Below are 16,446 nucleotides of genomic sequence, written 5' to 3'. Positions count from 1 at the left end.
ATTAGTTGGCTTTGCGGCTACTACCTTCATCAGTCGTCGCCACACAAGCAGCCCCCTCAACAAACGGCAAGGTGGTCGCCACGCTTACTACAGAATCCGAACCTTTAGGAGCGGCCCCTGGCACTCTGAACTGCGTGACATCTATCGGCTCAATCGCTTGTTCTTCCGGCTTCTCCAGCTGTGGTACCCACGCATAAGGCACACGATAGGAACGGTAAACCATGTTTGTATTTCTGGAATCGTTATACGGTGAGATATATTCCCAGACCAGTTCATGCTCTGGCGTAACCTCGAAAAGTCTACCGTTAGATCCTTCCGTTATTAAGGTGTTGCCATTCGGAAGCCGCTGGGCGGAGCTAATATAAGGACTATAGAATTTATAAGAATCCGTCGGAACAGAGAAGCCTGCTTCTGCCGCGGTATACTGCCATTCAATTTCGAGTGTCACTGGATTAATCTCTAGAATTCGAGAGTAGTCGCGGAGTGCATTTTTTTGCCCAAAGGATTGGGAAGACCATAACCGCCCCAACCTCCGTTATCAAATACGAGTAGGTTTCCTTCTCCCGGCAAGCCCTTCGGAATGATGTGCGCATGATGCTGGCCAATGATCCAATCGATATGCTTCAATTCTGGCAGTGAGTAGTCTGGACCGATTCTCCACACGATGGCCCCGGTACGCTTATCTGTAATTGCGATAATATTCGCTTCCCGTGCATCCCAGATCACGTTATCTGGATGGAAACGCTCATCGCCTGCATCGTAAAACTTATTAGGTCCTACATACGAAGCTGAATTAATATGCAACCAGTCACCCACACCGCCCCCCAGATTCCCGAAGGAGCGAGAGTTAGGATCACGGAATAAGACGTTTTTCGCCGCTTCATCAAAGCCTAGCTCTGCAAAATGTTCATTCGGAGCCCACTCCCAAACGATATTCCCTTCCCAATCCACTTCGATAATCGTGTCATCCAGCAGCTGCTTGTCGGAGATTTGGTGGTTGTAGATATTTTTGTGAGCGAGGATTAGGGTTTTGCCACCGTCAACCTTAGGCTCTAGCCCTGGTGCAAAATAACCTACTGGATTGCCCTCGCGCTGATAGTCATGATGCTGGCGGGCATACCAGAGCGGTTCATAACCCGGATCTTCTATATGTTCATAGCTGTTATATTTCCATACGATGTTACCTTCCCAATCGACCTGCACCAGATCTACATTATCCTGAATGCCAAATTTGGGATCTCTCCTTCCTGTACTGCCTAGAACATAACCACCAGGGAAGATTTTAGCCGGAAACCCGAGCAGCCCCTTCCACAGATGCACTTCTTTACCGTTCATATCAATCAGTACAACACCTTCTTCACCCGCTTGAAATACGGTATAGCCACTCCACGCTTTGCTCGGATTAAATACGGTTGCTCCAGTTGGAAATATGGTTGAATGTCCCATCGTTCATCTCTCCTACATTTAATTTATTTTAATAGCTAAGATAATTACTTTTCTTTGTGACTGCTCGTGGCTTCTGTTCAAGGTTTGGAGAAGCTTCAGCCTCAGCATTCTCCTTCACCAGCTTCAGCAAGATGTCTGAGAATCCTTCGAGATTGCTGATGATCCGCTGATAGAAGTGACTTTGCTGCACCAATTCCTCTTCCGTAAACCCCTCAAACAGAAGCGAAATACATCGTTCCCCAATGTTGCTGTTAAGCTCCGCCATCTGCCGGCCTTTGTCCGTGATGTCCAGCATCACCGTCCTGCGGTCCCCTTCCTTACGTCTGCGTACAGTAAATCCGCCTGCCTCAAGCTTATCGCTCAAAGCTGTGATCGCACCTGACGTAAAGTCCAGTTCATCTGCTAAATCCCCAAGCCGCTGTTCACCCTCGCGAATGATTTTATGTAGAATCAGCATGCCGGGTAAAGAGATGCCTGCTACTGCAACCTTATCCCGTTCCTTAACAAATCTGCGGACCATCTTGCGGAATACCCAATCCGTCTCCTCCAGCTGTCTCCAATACGTATCGCTCATTCTTACCTCATCTCTCTCCATAGCCAACAAAAAAAGACTCCCAGCACAACTCCCAGGCAAGGGAAAAGTGCGGGAGCCTTTGGCGGTCCAATCGGCTCAGATAAATTATTTCACTGTTCATTTAATTAGTGTTTAAGTATTGTTGATATCATATAACCCTTTATTCCTACCTGTCAAGTATGTATTTTTAATTCTAAAAAAATCACCCCAGTACCGGTGCAGATCGCATGCTTGTACTAATTCAAAATCAAATAAATTTTAAGCTTTTTCATTGACATTTTGCCCATTGTTAAATATATTGTACCTAAGAATAAATGTTTACCTAGGGAAACAAATTAGATAATAAAAATAAATGTTTCCAATAGGAAACAAATCAATAAATTTCATGACGAGGAGCTTTTTAATGATTGAGATTAGAAACCTAAACGTGGATTATTTCGGTAATTCAGCGCTAGAAAATGTAAATATCGATATCCCCTTTGGGTACACCATCGGAATTATCGGGCCAAATGGTGCAGGAAAATCGACATTCATTAAGTCATTGTTAGAAGTAATCAAGAAAAGAAGCGGGACGGTGAGGGTAGAGGGAAAAGACATTTCTGAGTATAAACGGAAGATCGCATATGTACCGCAAAAAAATGATATTGACCTTACTTTTCCAATCACAGTGAACGATACAGTGCTAACTGGAACCTATCCAAACTTAAGAATCTTCCAGCGCCCCGGGAAAAAAGAGCGGCAACGCGTCGAGGAATGTATGGCCATGGTAGATATAAGTGATCTTGCAAATAAACAAATTAGTAATTTGTCTGGAGGACAACTACAAAGAGTTTTTATTGCCAGAGCGCTTGCCCAAAAAGCAGATGTATTTTTTTTAGACGAACCTTTTGTCGGCATAGATCTAGTGAGTGAGAAAATTATTGTAAAACTGCTTAAACAGCTTCGCGAAGAAGGGAAAACCATATTGATCGTTCATCATGATTTACATGAAGTCGAAGAATACTTTGACAAAGTAATCATTCTCAATAAAAAGCTTATTGCTTTTGGCGATGTGAAAGACACCTTTACAGCCGACAATATCCTCAATGCTTACGGGGCTTCCTTAGGTAATCTTGTAATCAAAGGAATGGGGGGCACCGAAAATGATTGACTATTTCTCATCATTATTAAACATTCCGATCTATGCGCTTAACGCCGGATTGTCTGCTATCATTCTTGGTATTGTTTCAGGGGTTTTAGGAAGTTTTATTGTACTCAGAAAGATGTCATTAATGGGCGATGCTTTGTCTCATGCTGTATTACCAGGTGTGGCGTTATCTTATATTTTAGGGATTAACATTCTTGTGGGAGCTTCATTGTTTGGACTTTTAGCGGCCATCCTCATTCAATTCATAACAAGTCGCAGCAATATCAAAAGTGATACCTCGATCGGAATTATTCTCAGCTCATTTTTCGCTCTAGGAATTGTCTTAATCACTTTCGCCAAGAGCGGGCTTGATCTAACTCATATTTTATTTGGTAACATCTTAGCCGTCCCGCAGTCCGAATTAATGCAATCATTTATTATCATGCTTGTTGTTATTGCCATCATTTCATTGTTGTATAAAGAGCTTTTAATTAGCTCGTTTGATCCTGTCGTCTCTAAGGCATTTGGTTTAAAAACGGGATTCTATCATTATTTATTGATGATGCTGTTATCCGTGGTTACTGTGTCCTCATTATCTCAAGTTGGAATTGTGCTTGTTATTGCAATGCTAGTTATTCCAGCAGCTACATCATATCTTTGGACAAATAAGCTGATCCATATGATTATCCTGGCTTCCACCATCGGCGCTGTATCTGGAATTATAGGTGTGATCATTAGCTTCAGATTCAATTTACCTACAAGTGCCACCATTGTTCTAGTAGGGGTAAGTTTGTTCGCTATATCATTTATTATCTCGCCCAAAAATAATTTTCTAAGAAAAGGGGTTAAACAAGGATGAAAAAAACAATAAAGATGCTCTCTTTGACAATGTTCATCTTACTATTTACCGCATGTTCAAACGTTAGTGAGGGAGAAGCAGACAATGACAAGTTGAAGATTGTTGCAACCTACTCCATTATCGCGGATATGACCGAAAACATTGTAGGGGAAAAAGCTGAGGTCTATAGCATGGTTCCCATCGGAACAGACCCGCATATGTACGATCCATTACCTAAGGATACAAGTAAAGTATCTAGTGCAGATTTAGTTTTTTATAACGGATTGAACCTGGAAACAGGTAAGGGGTGGTTCCAAGACCTTCTTGATGTCACTAATAAAAAGGATGTCGCTTTTGCCGTCTCAGATGAAGTAACTCCAATGTACCTAACAGAAAAGGGCAAAGAAACTCAAGAAGATCCTCATGCCTGGCTTGATGTTCAGAATGCTATTAAATATGTAGATATCATCACTAAACATGTAATCGAAAAAGATCCGGACAACAAAGAATTTTATCTGAATAACCAATCAGAATATGTTAAGAAACTTAATGAATTGGATCAATATGCAAAAGAAGCGGTAGAAAAAGTCCCGCAGGAGAAACGTATTTTGGTTACAAGCGAAGGGGCATTTAAATATTTTTCAAAAGCCTACGGATTTGAATCCGCATTTATTTGGGAAATCAATACCGATAGTCAAGGAACGCCAGAACAAATGAAAAATATAATTAAAATCATTGATGAAAATCAAGTGCCGGCTTTATTTTTGGAAACGAGCGTTAATCCGAAAACAATGGAAACCATCTCCAATGAAACGGGTGTACCGATACATTCTAAGATTTTCACCGATTCTTTAGCTAAGAAAGGCGAAGAAGGCGACACATACATTAAGATGATTAAATGGAATATTGATAAAGTCGTTGAAGGATTGTCGTCATAAAAAAAGGCTGTCGAGATTTTTCTCGACAGCCATAACTTTTATAATAACGAACCATTATTGGCCACTTTCCAGCACAATTGCGTGACTGTCCTCATCATAAACCTGCATAAAAGCTGAAACCGTCGGCAAATATTCAGCTGCCACATACAAAGTGCCCTTTATGTTTTGCACATTAAGACTTGCATCTGGCTTTAGGGAAAGTATCCACTCCCCTTTGCTAATTATCGTCTCTTTGCTTGCCGAATCCCAACGAATGTCCGCTCCCCATGCGCTAAATAGCGCTCTAACCGGCAAATAAATTTTGCCGGATTGCTCAAGTGGTAGATTGTTAGTATTCAATTTCACCTGTACTCCGTCCAACCATACTTGCATCTCCTTACCCACTGGTAGTAGCGAGACTGCATCGAGCAGATCACCCTCGCTACGCAGTGGCTTAAGGGCTTGCAAATCGAGACTCAATACCTTCAGCTTGTTATTCAGCGTATCCGTCACATACAATTTCCCGGAAGCAAACGCAACACCGGAAGGCTGATTAAACATCACTTTATCCAATGCTCCAAATTGATCTCCCAAGGTGCCCTGCCCTGCAACTGTGATGACTCTTCCATCTTTCTGAATGGCCCGAACCCTATGGTTCAGACTATCAGCAATCAGCAAGACTCCATCGGCATAGGCGAGTCCACGAGGACGATTGAACAGCGCAGACAGACGATCTCCATTGTGGAACCCTCCAGCCATATATCCAGTCACTGGATCAACTGTCGTTGCTTTGCCCGCAAAGGTCTCAACCATATTGCCTTTAATCAATCGAATCATCTGATTCCCACTGTCAGCCACATAGAGATTACCGGTTTCATCGAACACAAGACCCACGGGCTCATTAAATTTGGCCGAAGCTACCGAACCATCTAAATAAGCACCAATATTACCCTGCTGACCTGCAAAAGTAGTCACAATACCTTCCGGTGTAACTTTGCGAATCACATGATTCAGCGTATCGGCTACATATACATTGTCATTACTGTCTATTGCCAATCCACCCGGTGCGTTAAACTGCGCGGTATTGGGTTGTCCATCTTTATAGCCAGCCGCTCCCGTTCCTGCGAAGGTATATACTTCTCCATTCTTAATTTTACGGATGACATGATTGTCGGTATCACTGATATAGATAATGCCTTTACTGTCAGCAGCGGTATACGTCGGATGATTAAACAAGGCCTTTGCACTCTTCCCATCGATATATCCTTCTGCACCTTGTCCAGCCACTGTCTGCAGCTCACCATTACTCCACTTGCTGATAGTACCGCTTCCGGACTGTACGATAATGAGATCATTGCTGCCAGATACAGCAGTCAATCCCCATGGCTGTTTAAGAGAGAGTACAGCGTTAGAAGAGATATTCTGATTTATACTCCCTTGAACATTGCCGCTTACGGGTTGTACTGCCTCTGCGGTAACGATGCTAGATGATACTGCGGTAACGATGCTAGATGATACTGCGCTTATGAGCATAAATCCACAAACGATGGAGATGAGTTCCTTTTTCATTATGTTTGTTCTCCTCTCGAAGGTTATTGCGCCTTTAAAATAACAAAGATAATCTAATCTGGAGGTTGTCTACTACTACCTCTACAGGGCCGTTTTCTGTATCTTCAATCCTCACGAGAGGAATGGTAACGATATAAGGTTCGGGAAATAATCCATTCAAGAACTCCGGAGTAAGTTTAAGCACAAAAGTATTCTCACCGTTCCGCTCCAGTACATAATCTGTATCTTCTAGTGGAGATGGATCTCCTAGATCATATTCATAACGATATCTAATCTCCCCTACATCATAACCCAGCGAATGGATGATAAATTCTGGTGCTTCACCTTCACCTATAGGGCCAGTATGGTTAAAATAACTCGGAGTGATCATTCCCTTGTAGGTAAAACCGCCATCTGCTATCAGTTGATCCTCTTCCTGTACATCACCCCCGGAAAGGGCATTCTTTAACAAACCGCCGTTCACCTTGATTTGAACGAAAGAGCTATAAGGAAGTGATTCACGCAGCTGAATGTGAAGCTTATTCTCTCGAATATATACCTCACCTAAATCGAGCTTGTCCTCACTTTGATTCAAAGTAACACTCACCCCATCCCTCGCAGCATTAGGATTAGTGTCATCTGCGATATTAAAGAATAACGGTGCTGTAAACGGCAAAACAATCTCATTATCACGGACGAGATAGTCATAGATATGTTCTCTAAATTCCTGCTGGTCTAGCTCAGGCGCACCTAGGGGATTTGGTGTTGGCTCCGGTGTTGGTACCGGCGATGGTGTTGGCGTTGCCGTTGGTGTTGGTGTTGGTGTTGGTGTTGGTGTTGGTTCCAGCGTCGGCGTCGCTGTTGGCTCCGGCGTCGGTGTTGACGTCGGTTCCGGTGTCGGCGTTGGTGTAGGTCTCGTCGGCGGTGTTGGTCTCGTCATATCTAAGGGAGCTGAACTAGATAGATCATAGTTAATCTGAGGTGGAATTGTTGGAATAGGCGGACTTGAGTGAACGGGAATAGCGGCTTTGATTTGCTCGAGTAGTTGCTCGATTTTTTTCTTAGCCGATTCGAATTCCAATACCTCTTCTTCGTTCAGATATTTCAAATGCTGCTCTAGCGCAAATTGTGGTAATGCATTTAGGGACAACTGCGACTCTATCCATTGTTGATTCTCCATAATTAACTGCTGGGAGGCTGTTATCATACGCTCAATCAGCGTGGGATCAATAGTCGAAACTACATGAACTGTTCCTTCCAGAACTCCCAGATAATCGCCGTTATTCCCTACCCCATTATTAAGGACTACGTTACCTTGGCTATTAACGCTAACAAAAAACTCTGTACCCATAACGCCCATAATAGCCGTTGGTGTCTCAATCTCAAAGCGAGAATCGCCATCCAGTTTCTTTTTTACCTTGATCAAGACTTGTCCGTTTTGCAGCTTTAGACTTGTCTTACCGCCCAATGCCTTTGCGCTTTCTACTAATTGGCTAATGGTAAGCGTAGTACTGGCTCCGATCGTAACTTCTTTGTTAGCATCAAGATCGAGGCTAATTTGCCCATCATTGCCTGTTATAATCGTATCACCTTGGGTAATCGCCATTCCTTTAAAAGCGTTGAATTTCTTCGTTCCACCGCTCTTTTTCACTTCAGACTTGCCCGAGACCGCAGTTATTTTCCCAACTTTGACGCTATCCTTCGCCTCTGTGACAACTGCTGGCCAAAGAATACTGAACAACAGCATAAACGACAGTGTAAGCTTTAACGACCTCATCTCAATCCCTCCAGTTCATAGACACTGATTCCTTGTTCCTTGCCCTTTACCTTGATCTCTCCTAATGAAACGGCTGATACTCTATCTTTTACAAAAGCGTAGGTAGCCTCACTGATGAGGATTTGTCCAGGCTTCGCATTGCTTTCCAGACGGGCTGCCGTGTTGACGGTGTCGCCAATCGCTGTATAATCCATCCGGGTCTTGGAGCCGATATTCCCGAATACAGCTGGACCAGTATGCACCCCGATACCGAATTTCACTACAAGACCAAACCGTTCGAACAGCTTTTGTTCCACCGCAGCCGAGCCTTCCTTCATCGCCCACGCCGCCTTCACCGCTTGCATTGGATGATCCTCCAGCAGCAATGGAGCATTAAAGATCGCCATCGTGGCATCCCCGATAAACTTGTCCAGCGTGCCATCATACTTAAAAATACAACCCGCAGTCAGATCCAGATACTCATTCAGAATCTCAACAATCTCCTCTGGTTCAGCAGCCTCTGACAACGGAGTGAACCCGCGAATATCAACGAATAACAGGGTTAGCTCTCTGCGGCTTCCTCCCAGCTTCAGCCCTTCTTGACCGTTCTTGAGAATTTGATCGACAACCTGCGGAGCAACATATCGACCAAAAATATCCGTAACTCTACGTTTCTCCATCAGTTCTTCTAAATATTGAAAAGCTATTACGATAATACAACTAACGATTAGAAAGGGAATCACATAACCCAGTGAAATTACTATCCCTTGGTCATAGAAAAAACGACCTGCAAAGATAAGAAGTGCAATGATGACCACAATGACCGCGTAGGAATATAGCATCTTCACTTTACGGAATAGTAGATAGGCTAGGAGCGCAACAAAAAGCAACACTACCTCGTTCCACTTCCAATCCAGTACCCGCTTATAATTATCGTCCAGTAGAGATTGAATGATATTTGCATGAATTTCCACACCATATAACGTATTTTTTCCGCTAATTGGTGTTAGGAAGTCATCCTTAAACCCTGTAGCATAGGGCCCTATAAGCACAATTCTATTCTCAAAATAAGATGGTGGAACCTCTCCGCTAAGAACCGCCGAATAAGGAATCTCCTCAAAGTCGCCATTGCCACCTGAATAAGGGATATAAAAGCGCCCAAAGTCATCCAGTGGGAGTTTCTGCGGATCAGCAGTGCCCCCCATCGCCTCTCGATATTTCTGGTAGACCGTCCATGACAAGCTGTGAATAGACTCCCCTTCATAGTCAAAAGAATAAAGAGCCTTACGCACCACTCGATCAGTATCCGTAATAGTATTGATATGGGCGGTTGCAGCCGCTGCCTTCCGCAAAGCCTCAAACGGCTGGGATAGCTCCAGCGCTTCGATCTTTCCCTGCTCGGTATTTGGCGCAAATGTGCCATATACCGGCAAAACAACATTCTCCGCACGGGCCACAGCCGCAGCGAATTCTGTATCCGCCTCCGGGTCCTCCGAGCCTACAGGGAACGTAAGGTCAAAACCGATCACTGCTGGATGTCCCTCGGAGAGCGTATCTAACAGCTGTGCATGAACATTTCTGCTCCACGGCCAGCTGCCAAAGTCCTCCAAGCTCTGATCGTCTATCCCGATGATAGCAATCGTAGTATCCACAGACCGCTCGTGCTGCATCACGCGGTCTTGTAACAGATGATCAATGGAGTCAAGACTCCCTCTATACAGTAGAACCGCAAAAATTACCGTAAGTAGAAGCAAAATATGTGCTAACTTTACTCTCAAGGTTCGTTTCTCCAATCTATGTATTATGCAATGAGTCCGAGCCAGCGCTATAATAAGCGTTCAAATACGTTGGTAATTGATAAGCAAAGAAGAAGGGGGGCAGTGGATAACAGAATAAGGAATACAAGCAATCGTGGATGAATACCCATTCCTGCACCAATTGGAAGAAGTGCCGTAACAAGGAGAATAACTGCCGGATCATCGTGAATAACTAGTGTAACAACGAAAGATATCATTATGACTGCCAGCAGGAAGCTACATTATGTCTATTAAAAATTTATTCAAAAATATTATATATGAAAAATCATATGAATAGTAAGAATTTCCTACTTTGCTAGAAGAAAAGGAATATAGAGTGCAAAAAATGACAAAAAACAGGCCAGAGTTACCTCTGCCTGCCTTTGCCATGCTATTCTTATAAATTGATTATTCCATATAACAGTTTTGCAATTTCAGCACGGGTTACTTTGCCACGAGGATCGAAATGATTGTCGCCCTTACCGTCAAGGATTCCCTTAGCTTGCAATTCACTTACCGCTTGCTTCGCCCACTCTGATACGCTGTTTATATCCTTAAAGCTTGCAGTAGCAGCAATGGAAGACTGCACTCCAGCTTTGTATTGTATCAATTTCTGCAGGACAACAGCCGCTTCTTCACGTGTAATTGCATCTTTAGGACGGAACTTGCCATCACTGCCTTGGATGAGTCCAAGCTGGACAGCTTTGTCTATCGATGATGCATAATAAGCATCTTTTGATACATCTGCAAAAGCACCATTCCCCGTAGTTTCACTTGTCTCATTCAATCCGAGTGAACGAATGGCTAGTGTAACAAAATCTGCACGGGTTACATTCGCTTGTGGACCATAGTGCGTATCGTCGATACCCTTAATCACATGCTTAGCCGTCAGCTTGGAAATGTACAGTTCTGCCCAGTGACCAGCGGTATCCCTAAATTGCTTATGGTATTCCAGTACCGCAAAGGAAGAGAAATGATCTGTTGTAAAGGTAACGGTATTATCCTTAAACACTCCACCCAAATATTCCAAGGTACTGCCATTTACATAATAGACACCCGCAAAATCTGTATCGAGCTTAGCAAGCTGTTCCTTCGTCAGCGTCAGGGTAATCGTAACAGCACCTTTAAGCTGGTGGATAGCCGTTTCTTTGCCGCCTGCTGTGGTACTGAGGTTCAGCGTCACGGTTGCCTTGGATGGACTCATTCCAGCGACATTGCTTTGTACAGCTGTCGTAGTTGTATCAACGCTCAGCAGCAGCATTTCACTGCCGGCCGGGATCGCTGGTAAAGAGCTTGTTGGTACGCTTAATGTAACGCTGGAAGATACAATATTCAGATTCAGCTTCTTGTCGGCAGCCTGTTGGATGCTCGTTGCATCAAGTGCAATTCTAATCTGATCTTGAGCCGAGGTTGCCCCGCCTACGCTAATCTTTAGGCTTCCCCCTGTAGCAGCTTCCTCTATCAGCTTCTTCAAGGCTGACGGATCAGCTGTATACGTTCCATTACTTCCTAATGCCAGTTCAATGTTTCCTTTTCCCCCTCCAGGTGTGGCTGTAGGCGTTGGAGTCACTGTTGGCACTGGTAAAACTACTGGAGGTGCCGATGTCACCTCTGGTGCTGGTGTCGGCGTCACTTCTGGCGATGGCGATACCTCTGGTGTCGGCGTTACCTCTGGTGTTGGTGTTGGTGTTGGTGTTGGTGTTGGTGTTGGTGTTGGTGTTGGTGTCACCTCTGGTGTTGGTGTTACATTCTCTTTTCCAGTGTAGAAGCCCCAAATGTCTGAAAGCACACTACCAGAGTTATCATCCTCGACTTTTGTATACCACTGGTAGTAGCTTTCTGGATTAAGCTTACTCCAAGTGACCTGAGTATCCGTACCGCTCTCTACTTGCTGCTGGGTCGCGATTGTCTGATCACTGTAAACCTTAACTCCAATGTAATCGGTAGCTACACGTTTTGTTACAGGCTGCAGATCGAGATCTAGTACGAACTCATCTTTGCCCGGGAACTCATTTTCATCATAATAATTATAATCATCCAAGTAAGGCGAATAAGTCTTCACACGAAGCTTGTTGTTAGCTACATCGAACTGAAGCAGACGAATATAACCAAGTCCACCCTCTTCGGCACCTTGATAATCTGCCAGCATTTGATATACACTGCGGTCCGCAATGCCATCTCCATTATCATCCAACTCATCTACTTTAAGCTCCGCATCATGATAATGACCGGATAAAGCTGCGATTACGTTCTTGTTAGGTTTTACAACCTTTTCAAAGATCGTATCGGCAATCGGTGCGCGGTTATTAGATACGAGCAGGTATTCATGAAGACAAAGAATCGCTTTACGTTCTGGATAACGAGCAACGATCTCATTCATCCATTCAATTTCCTCTTCAGCCAGTCCCCAGCCCATATATACGATAATGAAGTCATTTCCGTTCGCAGATACTAAATCATAATGGCCCCGGTTGTTGTCATAGGATCCGCCAAAGGTTGGCATGTCCTTAAATCTCCATTCCCCAAAGTATTGCCAGAATTTCGTGTAATCTCCGGTTTGATGGCCTACATCATGATTACCCGCAAGAACACCATATGGAATACCTGCATCCTCAAGTACCTTCATATCCCGATCGGCTTCTTCCCATTCATATTCCTGATAGGATTTGTCCACTACATCTCCGGTATGAATTACATATTTCAAGTTCAAATTATCCTTATTGTCGGCAATCCACTTTACATTTTTCTGATAAATGTAAGGGTAGCTTTGAGAATAATATTGCGTATCAGACATCCATACAAAAGAAAAATCATAGGTATCCTGCGTAACTGTAGGTGCAGTCTTAGTCGCGGACGCAATCTCATCCTGAACCATGACAGCAATGCTATCTCCGCTAGCGAATTCTCCAACAGTCACCGTAGATTTCAGTTCAAAATCCTCAGTACCAGCAATCAAATGATCCAGCAGTATCCACTTCTCTTCAGCAGGACTCCACGCGTAGAGACTTACTTTACGACCTGGAAGTGAATTACCCTTCCATTCAATATCCACACGATCTGAAGCCTTCACCGATTCATCCAGCTTAATTTCATAGCGCTGATATGGGAATTGCTCAACTGCATCGTTAATTAAGTACTGTCCGTCCACTGCACTTATTTTGCTGTATTCGTCACTGCTAAGCGCTTGTTCGCCCGCAGGAACGGATTGCTTCGGCGGTTCTGTATCGGATGCGTTCTTAAATCCAGTAAATCCTTGCTCTGGATGGTTACCATCGTACTTGAAGCCTCTATAGAAGGTAACATCCATCTTATCCTGGTTAGGATCTTCAACCTTAACCTTCAAGGTCGGATTCGTACCCACACCAATCTCCCAGTTCTGAGGTGAGATCAGGAGTGGTGCAAATGGATTTTCATTCGGTACATGGAATGTAATTACCTTTTCCACCTGATTACCTATCTTATCCAATGCGGTGATAGAAAGCGTATGGTCTCCACCGGACAACTTTCCGGATGAAGTAGCATAAGGCAGTTCAATAACATTGCCGTCCAGCTTCACGCTAACTTTATCTACACCTGCGTAAGTATCCTTGATCTCAGCAGTAATTACGAAATTACCACGATAAGTTTTTCCATCTTCAATCGATGCTTTAATAGATGGTGGCGTGTTGTCTACAACTACGTTTGACGATACCTTGGATCCACCTTCGGTCACTGTTACTTTATGTTCTCCGTCCGTTACTTCTGTAGTATTCCAGTTATAAGCCTTCGAACGGAACAAATCAGATTTCAGATCGAACCGGAAGCCGATGGATTCATGCTTACCTGCGCTGTCCCCCATCTTAATTTCTTTATCACGTTCTGCATAAGCAGGGTCCCAAACTTCAGTACCGTCTGCAAGTAATAGGCGCACATTCTTTACTTCAAAATCATCTTTATTCTCCTCGGGACGAGGGTCAAAAGGCGATGATTTAGAGCCCGCCCGAATGTAGATCACATTATCCTTGCCCACTTGCAAAGCGGCCGAGGAGATCGGGAAGGTCAATGTCGTATACGTAGTAATCGGGTCCATAAAGGTGTATAGAATACTCGCATCCCCTAATTCTTCTGGTCCCATGGTGATACCGTTTTTGAAATAATAATCTACATTCTTCGCATCAAATACAAAGTAAGCATCATTCTCAAGCGCGGCATATACCTCGTTATTGCCAAGTACCTTATTGTCGATGCTCAGGCCCACTTCATCAGCCTTTGCGGTAGCAGAGGTTCCTTTTACCGTCATAGAGTCATTAATGAATTGCCCATCCTTCACATTCAAACGAAGTGATGATTGATCTGGGCCACCTGTAATTTTCACTTTCATTACCGGAGATTCGGTCTCATTCGTGCCATCAGAAACGACGAAATAATACTGTATTTCATTTCTGCCGATCAAATCAGCAGACGACAATTTATAATGATACAAGCTATCGTTAAAGTCTTGAGATAGATTATGGCTGACAAAATCAGGCTGCTTATCCGAAGCTACCCTTACTTCTACAGACGTAACGGCTTTATTGTCATCCGCGAAAGCCTTCAAATCCAGACTCATCGACTGATCAATCTCCGTTACAGCAGTCAGATCATTTACCGTCGGATTTTCGGTATCCGGATCCACATGGATCGGTGTGTTAGGAAGCAGTGCAACATCTACCTGCCCTGGTGACGGAACCGCTGATCCTGTGCTAATCTTGAGCATTTTACTTTGCCCATTCACAGGATACTTGTATAGAAGGGCTTTATTTTCTTTGGTGTCGTCACCTTTAGCCCCACCATCATAGGTAAGATCAGCATCATAATACGCAGAGGAGATTTCTTTCTCGGTATTACTTTTGATTACGACGGCCCGGCGGCCAGAGTTCGCCATCCCATCGCTTTTGATTTGAAAGAGATTTGTGCCATCCATCAGATTAGTGTTGAATTCTGCATTAAAATCACTAGCGGTGTATGTACTGTTAGCACTATTAATAACCCAGAACACTACGGACTGCTGTGCAGGAATTACAAAACTCTCTTTCGTAGAGGGCCACTTCACATCGGAAGCATTGCCTTTATCAGGATAGCGATAATAGATCTTGTAGTTTTTAAAATCAATCGGTGCATCAGTATTGTTATATACCTCAATGAATTCAAAAGCATCGCTGCTCGTTCCTTTTACATTCGTCGAATTGGGCAGCAGCTCTGTAATTAACAGCGGTGGCACATTATTCGAATCAAATGCAGGCAGGTTCACATGAACAGAATAGCTCTCTGTTACATTGTTTACACGAATGCTGTAGTGCAGTTCTGGTTCTTCCAGTGCAGCCGCAGGAATCACGGCCGTGTATTCCCCCTCACCTTTTGAGGTCATGGTGATTACCGTATCTTTCACCTGAGAAGGAGAGCCGTATTGCAACTTCACTACCGGTAGCGTTCCGTCTGGTCCAATCTCTAGGTTCGTAATCTTCGCGGTGACGGGAAGATCCGCTGGATCCACACTGCTCTGCGAGTGGTGTTCAATTACCGGTTGCTTGTCTCCAGGTACTAGCTCAGGCAGTTGCTCTGGATCTACGGTTCCTGGTGTAGCCGCAACCGTTCCCGAAATCGCCATGAGACTCATCATAGAGCTGTCGGATTGCGAATACTTATAGAAAATCCCGTTGTTTTCCTTCACCTGTTCTTTTCCATAAGAAGCAGAGACAATAAGAGCATCTCCTGCTTTACTTTTAATTTGTAAGTTGCGCGGAGAAGTGTTTGCCATACCACCGCCACCGTTAATACGGAACAGGTTTACACCTTCCTGCAGAGATGCTGAAGGATTAAAGTTTTTGATGAAATCTTCGGCAGGAACACTCAGATTATTGCCGTTCATAATCCAGAAGACGATATTTCCATGCGCCGGTATGACCGCATCGCCATTTGGTGTCCAAGTATCTTTGTCATTATAAAAGAAATAATAATCCTTAAAGTTAACCGGCTCGTCCGTATTATTGTAAACCTCAACAAATTCGTAACCATCTACAGAACTACCATCCGCGCCTTTTACATTTTTAGTATCTGGAACAACCTCTGTAATAAGTAAAGAGCCTGGATTGGTTGGTGTCGCGTATACATCTGTCATTACAGTCGGTTGACTTAAAAGCGTGTTGAGCTCAACCTGTTCATCAAAATGTGCTCCTAATTCGGAAGATGTCTGCTCTGTATCCGGCCGCTGTTCTTCCGCATATCCTGATGGAACCATGATCCCCAACATCAAACTACTTGCAATTACGCTGGATAGAAAACGTTTAGCTTTTGCTGTTATTCTCAAAACTCCGAACACTCCCCGTAAGTTTGATTGTGACCCTTCTGCATAAATATGCAATTTAGATCATCTGGAAATTATACTAGGGGTATATTATCGCTATATCATTTCAATGTTAAATCTTTA

8 protein-coding genes and 1 pseudogene are annotated in these 16,446 nt (G+C 43.8%); 3 read left to right on the top strand and 6 right to left on the bottom strand.

What is annotated here, in order from left to right:
- Position 1 precedes the first annotated feature (1 nt).
- Together NST34_RS01525 and NST34_RS01520 are read right to left on the bottom strand one after the other, a co-directional pair.
- Positions 2 to 1,446, bottom strand: a pseudogene (locus NST34_RS01525) (aryl-sulfate sulfotransferase).
- 28 nt (positions 1,447 to 1,474) lie between these two features.
- The gene (locus NST34_RS01520) at positions 1,475 to 2,020 is read right to left on the bottom strand and encodes a MarR family winged helix-turn-helix transcriptional regulator (protein ID WP_445667683.1); all 546 of its coding nucleotides are present in this window, start codon (positions 2,018 to 2,020) and stop codon (positions 1,475 to 1,477) included.
- 406 nt (positions 2,021 to 2,426) lie between these two features.
- Between NST34_RS01520 and NST34_RS01515 the strand changes: the two genes are divergently transcribed.
- The 3 genes from NST34_RS01515 to NST34_RS01505 are packed head-to-tail and all read left to right on the top strand — an operon-like array spanning position 2,427 to position 4,922.
- Positions 2,427 to 3,170: a metal ABC transporter ATP-binding protein gene (locus NST34_RS01515; RefSeq protein WP_218640868.1), complete on the top strand. Its 744-nt coding sequence runs from the start codon at positions 2,427 to 2,429 to the stop codon at positions 3,168 to 3,170.
- Positions 3,163 to 4,005: a metal ABC transporter permease gene (locus NST34_RS01510; RefSeq protein ID WP_042184200.1), complete on the top strand. Its 843-nt coding sequence runs from the start codon at positions 3,163 to 3,165 to the stop codon at positions 4,003 to 4,005. Before NST34_RS01515 ends, NST34_RS01510 begins: the two co-directional genes overlap by 8 nt.
- On the top strand, positions 4,002 to 4,922 hold the full coding sequence (locus NST34_RS01505) for a metal ABC transporter substrate-binding protein (protein ID WP_076299916.1): 921 nt from the start codon (positions 4,002 to 4,004) through the stop codon (positions 4,920 to 4,922). Before NST34_RS01510 ends, NST34_RS01505 begins: the two co-directional genes overlap by 4 nt.
- A 54-nt stretch (positions 4,923 to 4,976) precedes the next feature.
- Here the strand turns inward: NST34_RS01505 and NST34_RS01500 are convergent, their stop codons facing one another.
- The 4 genes from NST34_RS01500 to NST34_RS01485 form a co-directional block, all read right to left on the bottom strand.
- Complete coding sequence (locus tag NST34_RS01500) at positions 4,977 to 6,470, bottom strand: stalk domain-containing protein (RefSeq protein ID WP_341126988.1); 1,494 nt, start codon at positions 6,468 to 6,470, stop codon at positions 4,977 to 4,979.
- 34 nt (positions 6,471 to 6,504) lie between these two features.
- Positions 6,505 to 8,226, bottom strand: a complete 1,722-nt coding sequence (locus NST34_RS01495; protein ID WP_341126987.1) for a FecR family protein — start codon at positions 8,224 to 8,226, stop codon at positions 6,505 to 6,507.
- Positions 8,223 to 9,983, bottom strand: a complete 1,761-nt coding sequence (locus tag NST34_RS01490; RefSeq protein ID WP_339799818.1) for a CHASE2 domain-containing protein — start codon at positions 9,981 to 9,983, stop codon at positions 8,223 to 8,225. Before NST34_RS01490 ends, NST34_RS01495 begins: the two co-directional genes overlap by 4 nt.
- A 415-nt stretch (positions 9,984 to 10,398) precedes the next feature.
- The gene (locus tag NST34_RS01485; protein ID WP_341126986.1) at positions 10,399 to 16,326 is read right to left on the bottom strand and encodes an S-layer homology domain-containing protein; all 5,928 of its coding nucleotides are present in this window, start codon (positions 16,324 to 16,326) and stop codon (positions 10,399 to 10,401) included.
- Positions 16,327 to 16,446 lie beyond the last annotated feature (120 nt).

Origin of the sequence: Paenibacillus sp. FSL H7-0714, from assembly GCF_038003765.1 — a bacterium.
In the GTDB taxonomy this organism is placed as follows: domain Bacteria; phylum Bacillota; class Bacilli; order Paenibacillales; family Paenibacillaceae; genus Paenibacillus_AQ.
Note: the sequence above shows the minus strand (reverse complement) of the source record. Positions and strands in the feature narration are given on the sequence as shown.

Coding starts and splice junctions, on each gene's coding strand:
- NST34_RS01520 (WP_445667683.1), bottom strand. CDS start 2,020: ATGAGCGATACGTATTGGAGACAGCTGGAGGAGACGGATTGGGTATTC.
- NST34_RS01510 (WP_042184200.1), top strand. CDS start 3,163: ATGATTGACTATTTCTCATCATTATTAAACATTCCGATCTATGCGCTT.
- NST34_RS01505 (WP_076299916.1), top strand. CDS start 4,002: ATGAAAAAAACAATAAAGATGCTCTCTTTGACAATGTTCATCTTACTA.
- NST34_RS01500 (WP_341126988.1), bottom strand. CDS start 6,470: ATGAAAAAGGAACTCATCTCCATCGTTTGTGGATTTATGCTCATAAGC.
- NST34_RS01495 (WP_341126987.1), bottom strand. CDS start 8,226: ATGAGGTCGTTAAAGCTTACACTGTCGTTTATGCTGTTGTTCAGTATT.